18 protein-coding genes and 1 tRNA gene are annotated in these 21,259 nt (G+C 63.2%); 3 read left to right on the top strand and 16 right to left on the bottom strand.

Annotated elements, in window-relative coordinates; all coding sequences use genetic code 11:
• Positions 1-7 precede the first annotated feature (7 nt).
• Both NKI64_RS01850 and xylF read right to left on the bottom strand, forming a co-directional pair.
• Positions 8-1,324 carry a sugar ABC transporter permease gene (locus tag NKI64_RS01850; RefSeq protein WP_352666312.1) on the bottom strand — a complete coding sequence of 439 codons (1,317 nt, stop codon included), beginning with the start codon at positions 1,322-1,324 and terminating at the stop codon, positions 8-10.
• A 143-nt stretch (positions 1,325-1,467) separates the two neighbouring features.
• A complete protein-coding gene (xylF, locus tag NKI64_RS01855) occupies positions 1,468-2,508 on the bottom strand; it encodes a D-xylose ABC transporter substrate-binding protein (protein ID WP_023683968.1) in 1,041 nt (346 codons plus the stop codon).
• Positions 2,509-2,774: 266 nt separating this feature from the next.
• On the opposite strand from xylF, the gene NKI64_RS01860 reads away from it, so the two are divergent.
• Complete coding sequence (locus NKI64_RS01860; RefSeq protein ID WP_352666314.1) at positions 2,775-4,010, top strand: ROK family protein; 1,236 nt, start codon at positions 2,775-2,777, stop codon at positions 4,008-4,010.
• Positions 4,011-4,040: 30 nt separating this feature from the next.
• On the opposite strand, the gene phoB is transcribed toward NKI64_RS01860, so the two are convergent.
• The 7 genes from phoB to NKI64_RS01895 all read right to left on the bottom strand — a co-directional run bounded on the left by phoB (position 4,041) and on the right by NKI64_RS01895 (position 15,239).
• Complete coding sequence (phoB, locus tag NKI64_RS01865) at positions 4,041-4,730, bottom strand: phosphate regulon transcriptional regulator PhoB (RefSeq protein WP_031193203.1); 690 nt, start codon at positions 4,728-4,730, stop codon at positions 4,041-4,043.
• Between the two features lie 16 nt (positions 4,731-4,746).
• Positions 4,747-5,451, bottom strand: coding sequence for a phosphate signaling complex protein PhoU (gene phoU, locus NKI64_RS01870; protein WP_023670109.1), 705 nt, complete (start codon positions 5,449-5,451; stop codon positions 4,747-4,749).
• Between the two features lie 41 nt (positions 5,452-5,492).
• Positions 5,493-6,317, bottom strand: coding sequence for a phosphate ABC transporter ATP-binding protein PstB (gene pstB / locus NKI64_RS01875; protein ID WP_023670110.1), 825 nt, complete (start codon positions 6,315-6,317; stop codon positions 5,493-5,495).
• 17 nt (positions 6,318-6,334) lie between these two features.
• Positions 6,335-7,651 carry a phosphate ABC transporter permease PstA gene (gene pstA / locus NKI64_RS01880; RefSeq protein ID WP_352666316.1) on the bottom strand — a complete coding sequence of 439 codons (1,317 nt, stop codon included), beginning with the start codon at positions 7,649-7,651 and terminating at the stop codon, positions 6,335-6,337.
• Positions 7,648-9,108: a phosphate ABC transporter permease subunit PstC gene (gene pstC, locus NKI64_RS01885; RefSeq protein ID WP_023701343.1), complete on the bottom strand. Its 1,461-nt coding sequence runs from the start codon at positions 9,106-9,108 to the stop codon at positions 7,648-7,650. The genes pstA and pstC overlap by 4 nt, the downstream gene beginning before the upstream one ends.
• A 96-nt stretch (positions 9,109-9,204) precedes the next feature.
• Complete coding sequence (locus NKI64_RS01890) at positions 9,205-10,233, bottom strand: substrate-binding domain-containing protein (protein WP_023670113.1); 1,029 nt, start codon at positions 10,231-10,233, stop codon at positions 9,205-9,207.
• A 497-nt stretch (positions 10,234-10,730) separates the two neighbouring features.
• Complete coding sequence (locus tag NKI64_RS01895; protein WP_023701342.1) at positions 10,731-15,239, bottom strand: PAS domain-containing hybrid sensor histidine kinase/response regulator; 4,509 nt, start codon at positions 15,237-15,239, stop codon at positions 10,731-10,733.
• 242 nt (positions 15,240-15,481) lie between these two features.
• On the opposite strand from NKI64_RS01895, the gene NKI64_RS01900 reads away from it, so the two are divergent.
• The gene (locus NKI64_RS01900; protein WP_023696429.1) at positions 15,482-15,838 is read left to right on the top strand and encodes a hypothetical protein; all 357 of its coding nucleotides are present in this window, start codon (positions 15,482-15,484) and stop codon (positions 15,836-15,838) included.
• Between the two features lie 118 nt (positions 15,839-15,956).
• Here the strand turns inward: NKI64_RS01900 and NKI64_RS01905 are convergent, their stop codons facing one another.
• On the bottom strand, positions 15,957-16,868 hold the full coding sequence (locus tag NKI64_RS01905) for a DUF2865 domain-containing protein (protein WP_023754145.1): 912 nt from the start codon (positions 16,866-16,868) through the stop codon (positions 15,957-15,959).
• 292 nt (positions 16,869-17,160) lie between these two features.
• On the opposite strand from NKI64_RS01905, the gene NKI64_RS01910 reads away from it, so the two are divergent.
• The gene (locus NKI64_RS01910; protein ID WP_023696431.1) at positions 17,161-17,376 is read left to right on the top strand and encodes a hypothetical protein; all 216 of its coding nucleotides are present in this window, start codon (positions 17,161-17,163) and stop codon (positions 17,374-17,376) included.
• Positions 17,377-17,511: 135 nt separating this feature from the next.
• Here the strand turns inward: NKI64_RS01910 and tolA are convergent, their stop codons facing one another.
• The 6 genes from tolA to NKI64_RS01940 form a co-directional block, all read right to left on the bottom strand.
• Positions 17,512-17,880 (bottom strand): cell envelope integrity protein TolA, encoded by a 369-nt coding sequence (gene tolA / locus NKI64_RS01915; RefSeq protein WP_352666320.1) that lies wholly within the window; start codon positions 17,878-17,880, stop codon positions 17,512-17,514.
• 220 nt (positions 17,881-18,100) lie between these two features.
• The gene (locus NKI64_RS01920; protein WP_352666322.1) at positions 18,101-18,985 is read right to left on the bottom strand and encodes a glutathione S-transferase family protein; all 885 of its coding nucleotides are present in this window, start codon (positions 18,983-18,985) and stop codon (positions 18,101-18,103) included.
• A gap of 25 nt (positions 18,986-19,010) precedes the next feature.
• The gene (locus tag NKI64_RS01925; RefSeq protein ID WP_023683976.1) at positions 19,011-19,592 is read right to left on the bottom strand and encodes a VOC family protein; all 582 of its coding nucleotides are present in this window, start codon (positions 19,590-19,592) and stop codon (positions 19,011-19,013) included.
• Between the two features lie 683 nt (positions 19,593-20,275).
• Positions 20,276-20,350: transfer RNA gene (locus NKI64_RS01930), tRNA-Glu, on the bottom strand.
• A gap of 91 nt (positions 20,351-20,441) precedes the next feature.
• Entirely contained in the window at positions 20,442-20,849 is a 408-nt protein-coding gene (locus NKI64_RS01935) for a VOC family protein (protein WP_023735221.1), read from the bottom strand.
• A 13-nt stretch (positions 20,850-20,862) separates the two neighbouring features.
• On the bottom strand, positions 20,863-21,243 hold the full coding sequence (locus NKI64_RS01940) for a hypothetical protein (RefSeq protein ID WP_023735222.1): 381 nt from the start codon (positions 21,241-21,243) through the stop codon (positions 20,863-20,865).
• Between the last annotated feature and the right edge of the window lie 16 nt (positions 21,244-21,259).

Here is a 21,259-nt window from a genome sequence, read left to right on the forward strand (position 1 = left end):
TTCCTCCCTAGACGCGCTTGCGGTAGACGGTGTCGAGCCAGACGGCGATGACCAGGACAGCGCCAACGACAATGCTCTGCAGCGGCGAGTCGATGCCGAGCAGCACCATGCCGGATTGCAGCGACTGCATCAGAAGCGCGCCGAGCATGGCGCCCATCACCGTTCCGGCGCCGCCCGCGAGCGACGTGCCGCCGATGACAGCGGCCGCGATCACCAAAAGCTCGTCCAGTGTGCCCAGCGCATTGGTTGACGCATTGAGACGGGCCGACGAGATCGCCGCGCTGATTGCAGCCAGCACACCCATGATCATGAACACCTTCATGGTCACCCAGCGCGTGTTGATGCCGGCGAGTTCCGCTGCCTCCGGATTGCCGCCGATGGCGAAGACATAGCGGCCGAAACGCGTGCGCTTGGTGATGAACGTCATGATGATGCCGACAATCACCGCCATCAGCACCGGTATGGCGATGCCATGCGCGATGAACAGCCCGCCTTCGGGAACGGTGATGCCGTTCTGCTGTGCGTACTGGCGCACGATGCCGATCGGCCATGGATAGGAATTGGCGATCCACACGGCGCCGAGGATGGCCGCGCAAGCGACCACGCCAAGCAAGGTCTCGGCCCAGACGGGGCGCAGTGGAAAGCTGAAGCGCTTGCGCTGCGAGCGACCGTTGAGCAGCGCGAAGGCGACCGCCGCGCAGGCGACGATCCCGACGATCCAGCTGGCAGCGGCGCCAATCGAGCCGCGTGGTCCGCCGCCCATCAGCTGGAAGGTGGCGTCGAGTGGCGCGACCGTGCGCCCGCTGGTGATGAGCCATGCCATGCCGCGCCAGACCAGCAGGCCACCAAGCGTCACGATGAAGGCCGGAACCTGCATATAGGCGATGATGAAGCCCTGGAACGCGCCGATCAGCAGACCAAGCACCACGCCGGCGGCAAGCGCGACGATCCAGAGCCAGGGGTTTCCAAGCTGGAAGCCGATGATGCGAATCAGGAATTCGGCCTGTGCCACGCCCATGATCATGCCGATCACGCCTTCGACGGAGCCCACCGAAAGGTCGATGTTGCGCATCACGATGACCAATACCATGCCGGTCGCCATGATCGCGACGGAGGACGTCTGCACCGACAGGTTCCAAAGATTGCGCGGCGTCAGGAAAAGCCCGCCCGACAGGATATGTATGCCGACCCAGATGACCAGCAGCGCGCCGACCATGCCGAGCATGCGCGTGTCGAGCTCGGTCGCTTTCAGGAACCGGGCGACCGCGCCGAGTTCAGACGCTCGTGCCGTATCGGCCTGCGGATTTGAGGTCGTGTCGGTCATGATGTCCTCCAGCGGCTTGCCGTCTGCGCGGATGCCGGACCACAGCCTAGAAGTTTGCCGCCGATGGCGGAAACACACAATTCTCGTAGAGAAAACGCCGCGGCTTGACAGCCGCGGCGCCTCATTTCTTCAAGTCGTCGAGATCAGTTGCAAGCCGCGACGCTGCCGGCGGCGACGCCCGTGCAGACTTCGTCCTTCTTGATCCAGCCGGCGTCGATGACGACGTTGAGGTTGTCCTTGGTGATCGCGACGGGGGTCAGGAACAGCGACTTGACGGTGTTGCCGCCAGGCGTGGTGAAGTCCTTGGCGCCGGCAATGTCGCCCGTCTTCTTGCCATCGGCAAGCTGCGAGGCGATCTCGGCGGCGTTCTTGCCGAGTTCGCGCGCGTCCTTCCACACCGACACCGTCTGCGTGCCGAGTGCGATGCGGTTCAGAGCGGCATGGTCGCCGTCCTGGCCCGAGACCGGAACCGTTCCTGCAAGGCCCTGCGCCGTCAGCGCGGCGACAACGCCGCCGGCGGTGCCGTCATTCGCCGCAACCACGGCATCGACTTTGTTGTCGTTGGCGGTCAGGAACTGTTCCATGTTCTTCTGGGCGTTGGCCGGCAGCCAGCCATCGGTATAGGCCTCGCCGACATTCTTGATCTTGCCCGAGTCGATGGCTTCCTTGAGCACTTCCATCGAGCCCGAGAACAGGAAATCGGCATTCGGATCCGAGCCCGAGCCCTTGATGAAGACATAGTTGCCTTCGGGCTTCGCCTTGAACACTTCGCGGGCCTGCATGCGGCCGACTTCCTTGTTGTCGAAGGTCAGGTAGAAGACGTCCTTGTTCTCGATCAGGCGATCATAGCCGACGACCGGAATGCCTTCGTCCAGCGCCTTCTGCACCGCCGGGCCGATGGCCGAGGCGTCCTGCGCCAGGATGATCAGCGAGTTGGCGCCCTGCGAGATCAGGCTTTCGACGTCGGTCAGCTGCTTGCCGGGATTGGACTGCGCGTCGGCCGAAATGTACTTGTCGCCGGCGGCTTCGATCGCCGTTTTCATCGCCGCCTCGTCGGTCTTCCAGCGCTCTTCCTGGAAGTTCGACCACGACACGCCGATGACCTTGTCCTTCGCCTGCGCGACCGACATCAGCGCCAGCGACATGGCGACACCCGCCAGCATGGCGGCTGCAAATCTGTTCATTATAACCCTCCCTGCGCCGCCCACGGCGCGACAAAACCGGCCCGAAGGCCTGCACAAAGAGGCTCCATTTTTTCGAGCCTCGAAAAAATACTGGTTCAATGATAAGGCACTGTCAACATCGATTATGATGGATTCTGATGGCGTTGCCGAATTTTTTCGAGCTCCGCAATAAACAATGACAGGGCTGCCGGCGTCTGCCAATATTTGGCTGGTGCCGTCGAACGCCTTCACTATCATGAGGCGCGAGGAGGCCGGGAGGAAAACAAATGTCGGTTGGGATCCGCCACGACGATCTGCGCCGTCGCAACCGTGCGATGGTGATTTCGGCCGTGCGCCGGGCCGGCCAGCCGTCGCGGACCGAGATTGCGGCGACCACCGGCCTCAGCCATTCGACGATATCGGCAATCTCGTCTGATCTAATTCAAGAAGGCATCCTGATTGAAGGCAAGCCTGGCGAGACCGGCTCGCTGAAACGCGGCCGGCCGCAGGTCGGCCTTGGCCTCAACCCGGAAGCGGCGGCGGTCATGACCGTGGTGCTGTCGCTCAATTTCCTGTCCGTCACCGTCATCGACTATGCCGGCCACGTCGTCGCCGAGGAACAGCGCCGGCTGGACACGCTGACCAAGCCGCGCGACGAGCTGATTGGCGAATGCGTAGCAATCGTCCGGCGGCGGCTTGAGGATCCCGACCTCGATGTCCAGAGCATCGCCCGCATTGCCATGGGCATCCAGGGCATCACCGATTCGCAGGCGCGGGCCATGCTGTGGTCGCCAATCACGCCACTGACCGACATTGCCTTCGCCGACATGTTGGAAGCGGAATTCGGCATTCCTGCCACCATGGAGAACGACTGCAATATGATGGCGGTGGCCCTGCAATGGCGCCAGCCCGAGCGCTACCGCGACAATTTCATCGCGATCCTCTTGTCGCACGGCATCGGCATGGGGCTGGTGCTGAAAGGCGAACTGTTCACCGGCACCCATTCCTCGGGCGGCGAGTTCGGCCACATGATCCACCGTCCGGGCGGCGCGCTCTGCCGCTGCGGGCGGCGCGGCTGCGTCGAGGCCTATGCCGGAAACTACGCCATCTGGCGCAGCGCCAAAATGATGAGCGAAGATGCCGAGCCGGTCGATATCGGCGACGCTGATATGCGCGCACTCGCCGCGCGCGCCCGCGAAACCGATGGCCCGGAGCGCGAAGCCTATCGCAAGGCCGGTGAGGCGCTCGGCTTCGGCCTCGGCAGCCTGTTTGCACTGATCGATCCGGCACCCGTCGCCATGGTCGGCGTCAGCGCCGCCGCCTTCGACTTGATCGAACCGGCATTGCGCGAAGCGATCGCCCAGACCGCCGGCGGCCAGCACTCGAAATCGATCTCCTTCGACACCGAGCCCAACGAGCTGCCGCTGATCCGCGAAGGCTGTGCCATGCGCGCGCTCGGCTTCGTCGATCAGGAGATTTTCGCGCCGGGCATTCAGGCCAAATCCGGCAAGCATGTCGCCTGAATGGCCGGCAACGGCGCGACGCGCAGCATCCTAGTCTTCCCTGATCGCGTAGCCGGCGCCGCGAATGGTACGGATGACATCCGGCATGCGGCCGTTGTTGACCGCTTTGCGTAAGCGCCCGACATGGACGTCGACGGTTCGCTCGTCGATGTAGATCGTCTCGCCCCAGACATTGTCGAGCAGCTGGCTGCGCGAGAACACGCGGCCGGGATGGCGCATCATGAATTCGAGCAGCCGGAACTCGGTCGGTCCGAGCCTGATCTCGCTCTTCTTGCGGTAGACACGGTGCGACTCGCGGTCGAGCACGATGTCGCCGACCTTGAGCACGCTGGACAGCACTTCCGGCTTGGCCCGGCGCAGCAGCGCCTTCACGCGCGCCATGAACTCCGGCGTCGAGAATGGCTTGACCAGATAGTCGTCGGCACCGGTGGACAGGCCGCGCACGCGATCGCTTTCCTCACCGCGCGCGGTCAGCATGATGATCGGCAGCCGCTCGGTTTCGGGCCGCACTCTAAGCCGCCGACAGAGCTCGATGCCGGAAACAGCGGGCACCATCCAGTCGAGCACCAGGAGATCGGGCACGTTTTCCTGCAGGCGGATCTCGGCCTCGTCGCCGCGTGTCACCACCTCGACGTGATAGCCTTCGGATTCGAGGTTGTAGCGGAGGAGCACGCCTAGCGGCTCCTCGTCCTCCACGACCATGATGCGTGGCGCGATCATAGGCAGTTCACCCTCATCAGGCCGGCGTGGCCATCGCCGTCTCGTCCTGCTTCGGACGATTGGCGGGCAATTGCTGGCCGGTCAGCACATAATACGCATTTTCGGCGATGTTGGTGACATGATCGCCGATGCGCTCAAGATTCTTGGCGCAGAACAAGAGATGCGTGCAGGCGGTGATGTTGCGAGGGTCTTCCATCATGTAGGTCAAGAGCTCACGAAACACGGACGTGTATTTGACGTCGATGCGCTCGTCGTCATTCCTGAGTTTTGCAAGAGCTGCCGCATCGGTGGCGGCATATTCCTCGACGACGCCTTGCACCTGGATCAGCACCAGTTGCGCCATGGCATCGATGGAGTGCGAGAGGTCGCGCGGCGTGACGCTCAAGCCCACGGTGCCGACGCGTTTGGCGATGTTCTTGGCGAGATCGCCGATGCGCTCGAGGTCGCCGGCCATGCGGATCGAGCCGACCACGGCGCGCAGATCGTTGGCCATCGGCTGGCGCTTGGCGATCAGCGTGATGGCGCGGTCGTCCAGTTCGCGCTGGCGCGCATCCATGATGGCGTCGTCGGAAACGACACGCTGTGCCAGCGCATTGTCCGAATTGAGCAGCGCCCTGGTCGAGCCGCTGACCATCGAGCCTGCCAGATCGCCCATGTCGCGGATCAGCTTGCTGATCTGCCCGAGCTCTTCATCGAAGGAGGCGACGGTATGTTCACCCATGATCTTGGTCCTCGTGCCTGAAAATTCACCCGCCGGACGGCTCAGCCGAAGCGGCCGGTAATGTAGTCCTGGGTGCGCTTGTCGTCGGGGTTGGTGAACATCTTGTCGGTGGCGCCCTCCTCGACGAGATAGCCGAGATGGAACATCGCCGTGCGCTGCGACACGCGCGCCGCCTGCTGCATCGAGTGGGTGACGATGACGATCGTGTAGTTCTGGCGCAGTTCGTCGATCAGCTCCTCGACACGGGCGGTGGCGATCGGATCGAGCGCCGAGCAGGGCTCGTCCATCAGGATCACCTCCGGCGACACGGCGATGGCGCGCGCGATGCACAGGCGCTGCTGCTGGCCGCCGGACAGGCCGGTGCCGGGCTCCTGCAGGCGGTCCTTGACCTCGTTCCAGATCGCCGCCTTCTTCAGGCTCTGCTCGACGATCTGGTCCATGTCGGACTTGCGCTTGGCCAGCCCATGGATGCGCGGGCCGTAGGCGACGTTCTCGTAGATCGACTTCGGGAACGGGTTGGGTTTCTGGAACACCATGCCGACGCGGGCGCGCAGTTCGACGACATCGATGTTCTTGTCGTAGATGTCGTCTTCATCGAGCGTGATCTTGCCGGTCACCCGCGCCGAATCGATGGTGTCGTTCATGCGGTTGAGGCAGCGCAGGAAGGTCGACTTGCCGCAGCCGGACGGGCCGATCAGCGCCGTCACCTGGTTCTGGCGGACGTCGAGATTGACGTCGAACAACGCCTGCTTCTCGCCGTAGAAGACGCCGACCTTGTCGCCGCGCATCTTGATGACTTCGTTCGACTTGGCGTTCATTTTGTCGCCCACTGCATTCTCAAGGGACTGTTCGGTCATGATGTTCATACCAAATTGCCTTTTTTCTACCAGCGCCGCTCGAAGCGGCGCCGGAGCACGATCGCGGTGATGTTCATGGCCATGAGGAAGACGAGCAGGATGATGATGGCGCCGGACATGCGCTCGACAAAAGCGCGCTCAGCCTCGTTTGCCCACATATAGATCTGAACCGGCAGCGCGGTCGCCGGATCGAAAGGCGTCGTCGGATAATCGGCGACGAAAGCGACCATGCCGATCAAGAGCAGCGGTGCTGTCTCGCCGAGCGCACGCGCCAGGCCGATGATGGTGCCGGTAAGGATGCCTGGGGCGGCAAGCGGCAGGATGTGATGGAACACCATCTGCATCTTGGAGGCGCCGAGACCTAGGGCCGCCGAGCGGATCGACGGCGGCACCGCGGCGAGGGCGGCGCGCGTGGTGATGATTATGGTCGGCAATGTCATCAAGGTCAGCACCAGGCCGCCGACGAAGGAAGCCGAGCGCGGCATGCCGAGGAAGTTGATGAACACGGCAAGGCCAAGCAGACCGAAGACGATCGACGGCACCGCCGCGAGATTGTTGATGTTGACCTCGATCAGGTCCGTAAAGCGGTTCTTCTTGGCGAACTCCTCCAGATAGATCGAGGCGGCGACGCCGATCGGCAGCGCCAGCAAAAGCACGATCACCATCATGTAGAACGAGCCGATGATGGCCACGCCCATGCCCGACGTTTCGGGCCGGCTGGAGGCGCCATAGCTGAACAGGCCGGTGTTGAAATGCTCGGCCATCGCGCCATCGGCTTTGAGCTTGTTCATCCAGTCGATCTGCTGGTTGGACACCTTGCGGCGCGCTTCATCGACGCCGAGGTCGATCTGACCCTTGAAGGCCGAGTCGAGGTTCGCGGCAGCCAGGATGTCGACGTCACGCGTCCTGCCGATCACCGACGGATCGGCGGAGACGATGTCGCGCAGCTGGACGCGGGCGCCTTCCGACAGGAAGCCCTTGAGCTTCAGCATCATCGGCTTGTTGGCCGGATCGATGCCGAGCTTGGCCACCAGCGCGTTTTCGGCGAGCTTGGGATAGTTCGCCTTGATCAGCACGGTAGGGTCGGTGGCGCGCTTGCCGGAGGGATCGATCACCTTCTCGTCGAAGGTCACCGGCAGCGTCACGGTCGTCTGCCAGAAGGCGGTGTAGCCTTTCGAGACGATGGTGATCAGCATGATGGCCAGGAACGCCAGGCCCACCGAGATCGCAATCACGCCATAGATGCGGAACCGGCGTTCGGCGGCATAGCGCGCCTTCAGCCCGATGTCGCGGCGCGGACGCGCGACGGCACCCGCCATCGTGTCCAGGGGGATGTCGGTCATTCGTACTGCTCCCGGTACTTGCGCACGATGTAGAGGGCGACGATGTTCATCACCAGCGTCAGCGCGAACAGCGTCAGGCCGAGCGCGAAGGCGACCAGCGTCTGCGGTGAGTTGAACTCGAGATCGCCGGTCAGCTGGTTGACAATCTTGACGGTGATGGTCGTCATCGCCTCGAACGGATTGGCCGTCAGATTGGCGGCGACGCCCGCCGCCAGCACGACGATCATCGTCTCGCCGATGGCGCGCGACGCCGTCAACAGGATGGCGCCGACGATGCCGGGCAGTGCCGCCGGCAGGATCACCCGCTTGATCGTCTCGGAGCGCGTGGCACCGAGGCCGAGCGAGCCGTCACGCATTGCGCGCGGCACCGCGGTGATGATGTCGTCGGACAAAGAGGACACGACCGGGATCAGCATGACGCCCATCACCAGGCCGGCGGTGAAGATGCTCTGGCCCTGGATGAAGGGAGAGCCGCCGGTGAGGGCTGCCGAGAGGTCGCGCAGGAACGGTCCGAGCGTGACCACGGCGAAGATGCCGTAGACGATGGTCGGGATGCCGGCCAGCAGTTCAAGCGCGGGCTTGACCACCGACCGGACGCTGCGCGAGGCGTATTCGGACATGTAGACCGCCGACATCAGCCCGACCGGCACTGCGACCAGAAGCGCAACGGCGGCGATGTAGAGCGTGCCGGCCAGTAGCGGGATCAGGCCGAACTGACCCTGGCTGCCGCCGGAACCGGCGGCGGCGAAACGCGGATCCCACACCGTTCCGAAGAAGAAGCTCATCGGCGACACGCTCTCGAAGAAGGTGATGGTCTGGAACAGCATCGACAGCACGATGCCGACCGTGGTCAGGATGGCGATGGTCGAGGCCGCAAGCAGCCCCCACAGCATCAGCTTCTCGACGTTGTTGCGCGCCCTGGCGCGCGGCGCGATCTGCCTCAGCGCATAGAAGGCGCCGGCGACCGACAGCGCGAAGGTCAGCACGGCGCTGAACAGGCCGAGCCGGTCCTGGACCTGGTTCGCCTCGACCGCGATCGGAATCATATAGTCCTGGGTGTCGCTGGCCAGTGCCACGCCCTTGGCGGCGAGCAGCGGCTGCAATTCGGCGAAAGTAGCGGGAAGTGCGGTATCGCCATCGAGCCGGCGCAGGCCCTTGGCCAGGCTCTTCACCAGGCTGGCGTCGAGCGCTTCGCTGGCCACCTTTGTGTCGGCGGTGCGCTCGGGCAAAGCGGCATGGATATGCCGGTCGAGATAGAAGGAAGAGCCGATATCCCAGACGGCGAGCAAAAGGACGGCAGGCAGGACCGCGATCAGAAAGGCCCACCAGCCATGATAATGCGCGCGCGAATGCGGCTTGACCTTGCCGGTATCCTGCGCCGCGGCGCGCTGGCGGCCGATCACAAAAGCGACCACGCCTATGGCAATGACTATGGCGAGTACGAGCAAGGACGACATCACCCACCCCAGGGAAAATTCAGATCGCCGCCGCCGTTGCGGCAAGCGGCGAAATCAGGGCGCGGATTTGGTCCGCGCCCTGATCCGGTCGGTTGATTACATTGTCTTTCCGGCGGCGAAGGCGTCGCGCTGGCCCTGACGTTCGGCGTCGGGAGCGGAAACCAGGCCGTACTGGGCGAGCGGGCTTTCCGGGCCGATCATCTGGTCATCAAGGAAGAACTCGACATATTCCTTGAGGCCGGGAACGACGCCCAGATGCGCCTTCTTGACGTAGAAGAACAACGGCCGCGACACGGGGTACGTGCCATCGGCGATGGTCTGCGTCGAAGGCACGATGCCTTCCACGGTAGCGACCTTCAGCTTGTCGGCATTGTTCTCGTAGAAGGCGAGGCCGAACACGCCAACGCCGGTCTTGTTGGAGTCGATGCGGGCCAGCGTCTCGGTGTAGTCGCCATCGATGTCGACAGCCTTGCCGTCCTTGCGGATGGCGATGCAGGTCTTGCCGATTTCCTTGTCGTCGGCGATGCCGGCAGCCTTCAAAGCGGCCTTGTCGCAGCCGGCGTCGAGCAGCTTGGTCTCGAACACTTCACGGGTGCCGTGCTTCTCACCCGGGATATAGGCGGCGATATCCCAGTCGGGCAGCTTCGGATTGACCTGGTTCCACTTGGTGTTCGGGTTGTCGACCAGCTTGCCGTCGACCACCAGCTTGGCGGCGAGCGCCTTGTAGATGTCGGCGGGAACCAGCGCCCAGTCCGGACCCTTGATGTCGGTGGCAAAGACGATGCCGTCATAGCCGATGCGGACTTCCTGGACGTCCTTGACGCCGGCGTCGGCGCAGGACTTCAGCTCGTCCTTCTTGATCGGGCGCGAGGAGTTGGCGATGTCGATCGTGTCTTCGCCGACGCCCTTGCAGAACTCCTTGATGCCGGCGCCGCTGCCGCCGGACTCGACCACCGGGGTCTTGAAGTTGGTGAAGGTTTCGCCGAACTGCTCGGCGACGATCTTGGCGTAAGGCAGCACGGTCGACGAACCGGCGACCTGGATCTGGTCACGCGCAGCGGCGACACCGGACGATGCGGCGAACGCTACCGCCACGGCCGATGCCGTAACGAGGAATTTCTTCATGTGGCCTGCTCCTGTTCGGAAGATGGTCTCTTGGCGCCCTCTTCAAACCGGCGCCCGCTGAGGCCAATAGCCTTCGATTATTACAGTCGCATGACAGTTTCGTGTCAGCCCGGTAACGTCGCACAGACGCCTCGTGAGCCGCAGCCTTTAAGCCGGTTTGTGGGGATGGAAGTTGCCGCTGGAATCAGACGCTTGCGCGATTCGTGCTGGCATCAAGTCCCGGCAGATCGCAGGCCGCGATGCCGAGAAAGAAAAACCGGACGGGAGCGCGTTGCCCGTGGCCAGAGCGAATTTTGGCCGAGCCATCGCCAAAAACAGGTCCGTTGGGGTAGATTCGACGCTGTTTCTTGTCGGCGGTCGCTTGCTCCCGCCCGTAACTGAATGAGCGGTTTCGTTGCGACCATTGTCCTGACTGGGCGCCAGCTTTGATATGGTGCGATCGCACCATAGCCTTGGCTGTTGCGGCGCGGCCGAATCCCGGCCGGCGCCGCAGGTTGCTATCCAGCGTCTCGTTGGGCTTCGCCTGATATGCCGACCCAGCGCTCGACCTTTTCGAGCAGCGCCCTGGGGCTGATCGGCTTGGGCAGATAGTCGTCCATGCCGGCTTCCAGGCAGCGCTCACGGTCGCCCTTCAAGGCATGCGCGGTGACGCCGACGATCGGGATATGCATACCCGTATGTTCTTCCAGCCGGCGAATTGCGGCGGTGGCCTCGAGCCCGTTCATCTCCGGCATCGAGACGTCCATCAGGATCATGCGCGGATTAAGCCGGCCGAAGGCATCAAGCGCCTTGCGGCCGTTGCCGACGATTTCGAAACTGTAGCCGGTTTCGCCGATTATCTGGGTGAACACCATCTGGTTCACTTCATTGTCCTCCGCAACGAGGATGTCGAGCCGACGTTCATCCCCGGCGGCCCGGGCGCGGGCACGAACCGGCGGCGGTTGCAGCAGGGCGCGTTCCGAGGCAGCGAGCGGCGGCTTTGCCGGCGACGGTTCGTTCCTGCCGCCGCCGGAACCGCTGCTTGCCGCCGGCAGCACACGGCCGTCTGTGATATTGTGATGGTGCCGCTGGATGGTGGCGACCAGCGTTTCCAGAAGCACCGAGGAACGCGCCGGCTTGATTAGCTGGGCGTCGATGCCGAGATCGCGATAGCTGGTGTTGGCGAGCGACTGGTCGACCGAAGTCAGCATGATGATCGGCGTGTCGGCCAGCCCTGCGGTGCTGCGCACGACGCGCGCCATCTCGGCGCCGCTCATCCCCGGCATCTGATAATCGAGCACGACGCAATCGACCGGCACGCCGTAGGCAGCCGCGGCGACCAGCACCTTGAGCCCTTCGGGTCCGCTTTCGGCGGCGCAGGAATCGAAGGTCCATGACGCCATCTGCTCGCTCAGGATCGATCGGTTGACGGCATTGTCGTCGACGATCAGCACCCGTGAGCCGGTCACGTCGACCGGCATGATCCGCCGTCCGGTCTGTTCCTCGGCCCTGGGCAATGTCACGGTGAACCAGAAGGTCGAGCCCTTGCCTTCGGCGCTCTCGACACCGATCTCGCCGCCCATCAACTCGACCAGCCGCGAGGTGATGGCGAGCCCGAGCCCCGTGCCTTCGTGGCGTCTGGTCGACGAGGTGTCGGCCTGACTGAATTTTTCGAAGACGAGCTTCAGTTTCTGCTGCGGAATGCCGATGCCGGTGTCGGTGACCGAAACGGTAAGCTTTGTCCCCGTCGGCCCCCTTTGTCCGGTCACGTCGACCAGCACGTGGCCTTCGTCGGTAAACTTCACCGCGTTGCCGACCAGATTGGTGACGATCTGCCTCATGCGACCGACATCGCCGACGAACAGGCTTTCCAGGCCCGGCTCGACGCGCACGATGAGCTCGAGGTCCTTCTCCTTGGCGCGCGTCGATATCAGCGTCGCCACATCCTCGATCGCTTCGGGCAGGTTGAAGGGCGCAGGGTCGAGCACCAGCTGTCCGGCATCGATCTTGGAGAAGTCCAGTATGTCGTTGATGATGGTCAAGAGCGCGTTACCCGATTTGACGATGATGTCGGTGAACGTCTTCTGCTTGGGATCGAGGTCGGATTTGGCCAGCAACTCGGCCATGCCGAGTACGCCGTTCATCGGCGTGCGGATCTCGTGGCTCATATTGGCCAGGAATTCCGACTTGGCGCGGTCGGCCAGTACGGCGCGCTGGCGCGCCTCGCGCAGTTCGGCCTCGCGCAGCTTCAGTTCGGTGATGTCGGTGGTCGACCCAATCAGATAGAGCGAACCATCGGACGCGATCATCGCGCCCTTGCGGGCGAACTGGTGGCGCACGCTGCCGTCGGCAAGCGTCACCGTTTCCTCGATCTCCTGTGTATCGCCTGTGCGCAGCACGGCGAGATCGCTGTTGACGAAGGCTTCGCCGTCCTCGCCGAAAATCTCGATGTCCGTCTTGCCGATCGCGTCTTCCCTGCGGAGGCCGGTGAGGTCGCACCAGCCCTTGTTGACGTAGAACTGCCTGAGGTCGGAGCGCTTGGCGTAGATCGACACCGGCACGTTGTCGATGAGATTGCGGAACACCTCGTTCTCGCGCATGCTCTCTTCCAACGCCTGCTCGCGCGCCTTGACGTCGGTGATGTCGGTGCTGGACCCGACCAGGTGCACCGACCCATCGAGCGCCACCAGCCGGCTCTTGCGCGTCATCAATTGCCGCACCGTGCCGTCGCGATGGGTAACGGGCTCCTCGATCTCGCGGCCGCGGCCGGTGACGACGACCTGGGTGTCGTCATGGGTGTAGGTTTCGGCGTCGTCTATGCCGAAAAGCTGGAGATCGGTTCGGCCGATGACCTCCTCCTTGGGGATGCCGGTCAGCGCGCACCAGGCCTTGTTGACGAATTCCATGCTCAGATCCTGCGCCTTGATGAAGGCGGCGACCGGCAGTTCGTCCATGACGTGGCGGAACAGGTCGATCTGGCGCATGCTTTCCTGCAGCGCCTTTTCGCGGCTCTTGATCTCCGAGATGTCGACGCGCACGCCGATGAAGGTGCCGTCCTCGGTGCGCATATCGTAGACCTGATACCAGCGGCCGTCGGGATTGCTCCGTTCGTAGGAGGAGTTCGGCAGGCGGTAGCGGGCGAGAATGGCATCCAGCCAGATGTCTCGATCGCCGTCATAGAGCTTGTCGGTCTCCGGATCGCCACTGAAGCGGAAATATCCCACGGAATGTCCAAGTTCCAACGCCTCGCGGAAGGTGCGGCCGGGCTGCCATGCCGGTTTCAGCGCCGGCAGCGTGTCCTGCAGCTTGCGATTGGCAAAGATGAACTTGTCGTCGCGGTCATAGATGATGACGGCCGCCGGCAGCGACTCCAGCACCGTGGCGAGGTTCTTGCGCGCGTCCTCGGCCTCGGTCTCGCGGCGCTTCATGTCGGAAATGTCGAACAGGAAACCGGCGACATAGTTGCGGCCACTGGGCATGCCGACGCGGTTCTTGCGCACGATGCGCGAGCGGCTGGCGCCCTCGGCGTCGAAAGTCTCCTCGACCTCGTAGGGCGTGCCGGTCGCCAGCACGGCGCGTTCGCTGTCTTCGAATTGCGCGGCGTCCTTTTGCTTGAGGAAGTCGCCGCCGGGCCTGCCCAGCATCGCTTGCGGGCTCTGTCCGAACAGTGCCGAAAACGCCTCATTGACGAAGACGAAACGCAGATTGTCGTCCTTTACGAAGATCGGGTCCTTGACGCCGTTGATCACCGCCTCGGCCAGCCGCGATTTCTCCAGCGCTTGGGCGAGTTCAGCCTCGCGATCCTTCATGTTGGTGACGTCGACATAGGAGATCAGCCTTTTGCCGCCGGCGAGCGGCGCCAGCGAGGCAATCAGCGTACGGCCGTCATTGCGTGGCAGTTGCCTGGAGCCCACCAGGCCGGCCGAGATTTCTGCTTCGCGCTCGGCGATGTGGTCCTGCCATTCCGCATCGTCAGCACCGTACGGGTCCATATCGCGGCTGGCCTGCATCAGTTCGCGGAAGCCGCAGCCGATGCCGGCGCGCCGGGGATCGATTTCCCAGAAATCATAGAAGGCGCGGTTGATCACCTCCGCGCGCATGTCGGCATCGAGGACGAGCACGCCGATCGGCATCTGGTCGACCATCGTGCGAAGATTGGCGAAGGTCTCGGTGATCTTGGCGTTGGCACTCTCGATCTCGGCGTCGCGACGCTTGAGCTCGGAGACGTCGTAGTAGGTCAACAGCCGCTTGCCGCCGGACAACGCCGTCACGGAGAACATCATCGTCCTGCCATTGGCATGGAGAAATTCGCGTGGCGCAACCGAGCCGGCGCTGATCTCCTCGATGCGGGTGGCGAGGTAGTGCTGCCACTGCTGTCCATCGAGATCGCCGTAGATGCCGTTGCGGCGGTTGAGTTCCATCAACAGGCTGAACGGCGCGCCGACCGTGACGGCGCCGTCGGGGATCCTGGAGAGCTCGCGATAGGCCTTGTTGACGATGAGCGTGTCGAACTTCGCGTCAAGCACCACGACGCCCATATGCATGGCATCCATTGTCCGCTCGAGATCGGCGAGGTGCTGCGTAGCCTCGCCGGCCGGCGGATCGCTCTCGTCCTGCCGCAGTTCGTCCAGCGCACCGGCCAGTGCCGTGACGTTGCGGCCGATGCCGCGATAGCCGATGAATTCGCCTTCGCCGTCGAACCGCGGGGAACCGGTGATCGAAACCCAGCGGCAGCCGGGACGGCCGCCCTTCAACTCATAAACAAAGTCGCGAAACGGCCGATGCGCCTGCAGATCCTCCAGATGCGCGGCGGCGTGTCGATTGCCGTGCACCATCTGCTTGAGGAAATCGAAGCGGAAACGGCCAAGAATGCTGGCGGGATCGATGCCGGTGGCGGCCTGGTAGTTCTCCGAAAGCCAGGAAAAGCGCAGCTCGGCGTCGGTCTCCCAGACCCAGTCGGCGCCGGCCCCGACCAGTTCGCGCAGCGCTTCGGGCGAACCCCCGACGGACGTATCCTCGCCGTTCACCACCCCTTTTAGGGAACCGCGTCCGCCACGTGTTCCAACAGTCCCGTCAGCCATCCCGTTCCCACCCCGAAAGCCAAGGCCGAACCCCCTCAGCGGTTCGCCGGCGGAATGTGCCCGAGAAGCATTAATGATCCGCTAACTATAACCAATCCAGACTGCGGCCAGAGCCACATTGCCCTGCGGTATTCCGCCGGTTGTCGGCGGAACCCCGGCCGGGCTATAAGTCAGCGGGGGTGTTGCTGATGACCGGTTGGATCGTGCCTTGTTTCCTGTGCCTGGCGCTGCTTGCGGGCAGCGGCTGCGCACGCAGCTATGACGGCACGGTGGTGATCCCGAAGCCGCTCGATATCAGGCGGGTCTGGGATCGCGATCCGTCGCAGACTGAGGCCAGCCAGATGCAGGCGGCAGCCGGTGTGTTTCCGACGCCACCGCCGCAGGAGCCCTACCGGCCCGCGGCACGCAGGCACACGACACAAATAGCTGCGCCAAGGCGGCACGTCAGGTCCAGCCCGCCCAGCATGGCTTCCGAACCGGCCAATCCGCTCACCTGCAAGAATGTCAGCGAACCCGGCAAACGCTACAGGATGGTTTGCGAATAGCTGGTACTAGAGCAATTCCAGGAAAAGTGTGAAACGGTTTTCCGTCCGGAATTGCGTAAAACAAAGACATAGAGCGGTTCGCCGTTTCGGTGAAACGGTGAAACGCTCTAGGCGCAGGTTACTCCGCCGGGAAGAAAGCCGGCCCGACCACCCTGACCGGCCGCGAGCCGGCCAATGGCTCGACCGACTGTCGCTGGGCGGCGCCCCTGGCCTCTGCAGCGTCTGCGCCAGGCTGGAGAAGTTGCGCCACGGTGCCAAGATCCGGCTTCGCTGACGGCAAAGGAATGATCGCGTTGGCCATATTGGCTGGCGTCACCGTGCGCGCTCTCAGCTCGGCAACGCGCCGGTGATAGCGCTTGAGGTCGCAGGCCCTGAAGTTCGCATCATTGCGATATTTGAAGGCCGTCGGCAGGTCCTTGTAGGATGTGCGCGTATCGAGCGCGACCATCTCTTCGGTTTCAAGGCTTGGGTCACTGAGCGTGTATAGGTCGACGCCGGCATCGTCGCAGATGTAGCGGCACTGATCGACCATCTCCTTGGCATCGCCGCCTTGCACGAACTGCGATTTCGGCGCCGGGAAGAAATAGCCGTCCGAGAGACGAACGCAAAACAGCATCGAATTGCTGCCGATCATGGCGCCAGCCGGACGCTGTCTTTGTTGCCCGGCGGCGGGCGTGCAGCCGAGCGCGACGAGCCTGGCCTGCAGTCCGGACGCATCCCGGCGCGAAATCGCGGCGCCGGCGATCTGGCGTTGCACCTGTGTGCGGCTTTTGGCGAGGTCGGCGCAAGCATTGAAGAAGCCCCCCACCGCACTTTGCGCCGTGCACCGGCGTTGCCTCTCCAGCCCCTGGATCGCCGCAAGCTGGCGACGTAGCTGCGCAAGCTCGGAGCTGATCCCGCCGCTGCGGCCGGACGGTGCCAGCTGGCTCCTGAGCGCGGCGCATGGATCGGCAAGGGAAGCCGAAATGCCGAGGACGCTTGCCGCTACCGACACCAGTGCAAAGGTCACGACAAGCCACAAACGCATCATCGGCGACACCTGGTTCCTTGTACCCCTGTGGAGCCGATCGCCGCTCCAGCCGATTGAGCCTCAATGCGGGAGGTAAGTCTAATTCAAGAGACGCCAGCAACCGCCAGGTATTTTATGCCGAGTGTATTATGCCGGTTCCTGTAAATTCGCTATTACACTTTTGTTTCAAGATGAGACGAAGCCAGGCTCGGGCGAGCCAGGCCGCCCGCAATCATCGATCCCGCGTTATCGGGCCCTTGCGGATGAAACCTTTCTCCGGTGTCTCGCGTTGTGTCGGGCAAAGGAGACGAAGATGTCTATTCACTTCACTGTCTCTGGCCTGACCAGGAACCTGTTCCACTCGCTGGGGCTGGACCATGAGCGGGCGCCGAGAGCGCTCGATCCCGAACAGAGCCTGTTGCTGGAATGCTATCTGGCCGGACAGATTCCGGAATCCGCCTGGGCCGACTACGTCTTCGAGACGCCGGAACTGCAGCGGCATGTCGATATCAGACGCCTGCACAACTGATCAGAGCAACTTCAGGAAAAGTGTGAGTCGTTTTTCCGGGAAAAGCGCGTAGCGCTTTCCCCTGGGAATTGCGTCAAGACAACGAGAGAGGGGGTCGCCGTTTCTGTGAAAACGGTGAAACGCTCGCCCGCTCGCCTACTGCTTGGGCGAAGCGAATTTCACGGTGAAGACATTGCCCGCGACGCCTTGCGCCAGCGTCGGCGAGAAGCTCAACGGCAGGCACTTTTGCAGGGCAGTGGTTGCGGCGTCGACGAACGACTTCCTGGTATCCGCATCGCCATCGACCTTGATCGCCGTCGGCCGCGGCGTACCGATCAGCGTGCCGTCGCGCTTGAAGCTGAAGCTCAAGGTGACGCTGGCATTTCCAGCACCCGCCGGCGGCGTCCAGCACGCCTGGATGGCATCGCCGACCTCCGCCATCGTGTCGAGCGGCGCGGCATTGCACGGGTAGCCTCCGACCAACACAACACCGGCAATCGCAAACACTCTCGCTACGCCCTTCATCGCAAAGCTCCTCGTGTGTCGTCCGCCGACCATGATGGTAGGGTCGAAGCAGACTGTGGCAATATGCCTGATGTCAGACTTTGCGGCATGAGACGGGCCTGATGGCGCATCGGCGAAAAGCAAAAGGCCGGCATTGCGCCGACCTTTCCCTTCACCCTTGCGCCAGTACATCCGTGGTCGCGCGGTGCCTTCAATAGACAGCGTTCTGGTTAATGAATCCTTAGCGTTGCGCGCTGGCCTGCGACTTCACATAGGCGATGTAGCCGCGCACGTCGCCGGCCGGCTCGGCATAGGCACGGCCGAGTTTCTTCTCCATCGCCGTGACATACTCCTTGGCCCATTTTGGCAGCGCATAGTCGATGACGGCCAGGAACTCCAGCGTCGATGCCAGGCGTATGTCGGCGATCGACGGGTGCTTGCCGCCGATGAACGGCTTGCCGTCCCTGAAGAAGGAGTGAAACACCTCCAGCGGCTCGGCAATGGCGGCCATGGCGGCCTTCTGCGCCTCGGACTTCTTCTCCGGATGAGCGTCGCTATGGCCGACCTCGCCGGCGTAATGCGGAAAACCCAGCGCCGGATAGGTGGCGCGCGCCACATACGGGTAGAGCGTGCCGATCAGGTAGAACATGGCGCTGTCGACCATCGCCCGCTTGGCCGGCGCCTTGGGATAGAATTTCTCCAGTCCGTGCTTGTTGGCGAGATACTGCATGATGGCACAGCTCTCCCAGAGCACGCCGCGCGGCAGCCCCTTGTCCTCGATCATCGGCGTCAGATGCGCCGGATTGCGCGCCATATATTCGGGCGAGCGCGTGTGGCCCCAAGCGTCGGTCTCGGCGGCGTCGAACCCAGCCGCACGGGCAAACACCCGGACGGTCATGTTGTTGACGCTCGGCTTCAGCATCGAGAGCTTCAGCGCCGGTTTTTTCGCCGCCTTGGCCTTCGGCCCCGACATCTTAGTAGCCGGCTTTGTCGCGGCTTTCGCGGCCGGCTTTGCGGCTGCCTTCGGCGCGGCCTTTACGGCCATTTTTGCCGCCGGCTTCGCAGCCGCTTTTGCCGCAGGCTTGGCCGCTGATTTGCCAGCGCTCTTGGTCACTGTCTTTGCCATTATGGTCCTCCCCTTTTGCTGGCAGTCAGTATGGATTCTTCGGCGTCCGGTCGTCTGACAAGGTCGCGCGCGACCATTCGACCAGCGTCTGGATCGCGTCGGCAAGGTGTACTTCGGCGATGTTGTAGTCGCCGCGCGCAACGCGCAGCTTGTGCGCCTGCATCAGCACGTCGGCATGGGTGAAACCTGCCGGCGGATCGAAGCGATAGGAGGCGAGTTCGATCAAGAGGCCGAGCGGATCCTCGAAATAGATCGAATCCATGAAGCCGCGATCCTTGACGCCGCTGTGCTTGATGGCGCGCTCATCGAGCCGAGCGACCGCCTGCAGGAAGGTCACGCGCGACACCGAGAACGCAATATGATGGACGCAGCCCGGTTCGGTCGGCGTGCGCCGCTTGACCGGCGTGCGGCTCTCGTCGGTGAAGACGGTGATCAGCCTGCCGTCGCCGGGATCGAAATAAAGATGGCTTTCGCTTGGCTTGTCGAGGTTGGGCTGCTCGAAAATGAACGGCATGCCGAGCACGCCCTCCCAGAAATCGATCGAGGTCTGGCGGCCGGCGCCGACGAGCGTGATGTGATGGACGCCCTGCGACTGCAGTTTCTGCATCGGTCTCCTCCTCGCCGACCCCTCGCCTTCCGGGGCGAGCTTGGATCCCGCCACCTCATACCATCGCCGCACGCCATGCGCGTGGCCGATGTGCATGCCTGGCGGCGTTTCCCCCTATCTGTTCCCCGGCGTTTTGCGCGCCGTAACGAGCCCTTTGGAAAGGCTTCGTACAATGATGCTAGTGCAATTGGCAGCGCCGCGCCAGAAGCGACGATAGCTAACGATGCGTGGAGAGCCAAGCGCTCAAGGTTGTCGAATCTTGGCTAAGCGACGGCTCTAAGTTCGGCCTCCGCCAGCGTGCCCAGGCCCGCGCATTCGGCGCATGCCATGGTCTGCCCGGGACAGCCGGCCCGATGCGTACCTTGCGGGCAGCAATGCCCTTTCGACTCACGCCATTTCAAGCAATCGAAAACCTGCCCGCTGCCGTGACAGCGCGAGCATATCATTTTTGCCGAACTCATACTTGCTATGCCCAACCAAATCCGCGTTGCCGCAGATGCTATCCCCGCACCGCAAGTAACAGAGATCGCTACGCTTTCAAGCGTCGCGGCCTGACTTAAATTGGGTGTATTCGGGTGCGCGGACTTGCCGAATTTCGCTGATGCCGCCGACCCTCGCGGTCACACGCGATCCGCGCGGCTGCTGCCCGAAATTTTCGATGATGCGGAAGGAAAGTCGTTGCTTGGTACGCCCAAGGGGAATCGAACCCCTGTTCCCGCCGTGAGAGGGCGGTGTCCTGACCGCTAGACGATGGGCGCGTTCAAGAACCGGCGATATAGGCTGACGGTTTGGAAAAAGCAACTGGCTTCGAACGGCCGGACCGCTTCTGTGCAATGTCGGTTCGTGGACCTAGCGTTTCGGCTCGATCAGGTCCCACAGATTGCCATAGAGGTCGGCGAAAACCGCCACGGTGCCGTAAGGCTCATGGCGTGGCGTTTCGTGGAACTCGACGCCGTTTTCCAGCATCGTCGCATGGTCCCTGGCAAAATCATCGGTTTCGAGAAACAAAACCACGCGGCCTCCGGTCTGGTCGCCGACGCGGCTCTTCTGCACATCGTCCAACGCTTCCGCCAGAAGCAGCCGGGGCCCTTGCCCGACCGCCGGCGTTACCGTCACCCAGCGCTTGCCGTCGCCGAGCTCGATGTCGTCGCAGAGGACAAAGCCAAGCTTGCCGACATACCAGGCGATCGCCTCGTCATAGTCGGCGACGACGAGCGTGATGGTTGCGATGCGGCGATGGTCGGCAAACCCGGTCATTGTTTCGGCCCGCTCATTTGTTGCGGATGGCGAAGCGGCCGATGATACGGCGCTCGGCGATGTCGTAGACGAAGATGGTGCGGCTGCCGTCGCTGATCTCGGCGTCGATCGAAATGCGATTGCCCGACAGAGCCTGGCTGATCACCTTGGCTCCGACCGGGAGCACTATGTCGGCCACGAGCGGCTCGCCGGGCGGAACTGGAATGTCGTTGGCGAGCGGCGGGTTCGCGGGCGGCGCTTTGCGCGATTTGTAGACAATGGCCGCGATCACCACCATAAGGGCCAGCAAAAGCAGGCCGAGATTGATGGCCATGAAACGGATGAGCCTGCCGCGCACCTTTTCGATCTCGGGATCGAGCGGCTTTTCTTCTTCATCGGCAACGGGCCGGGCCATGGCAGAACTTTCCGGA

It is taken from the genome of Mesorhizobium sp. M0478 (genome assembly GCF_040321305.1).
Lineage (GTDB): Bacteria > Pseudomonadota > Alphaproteobacteria > Rhizobiales > Rhizobiaceae > Mesorhizobium.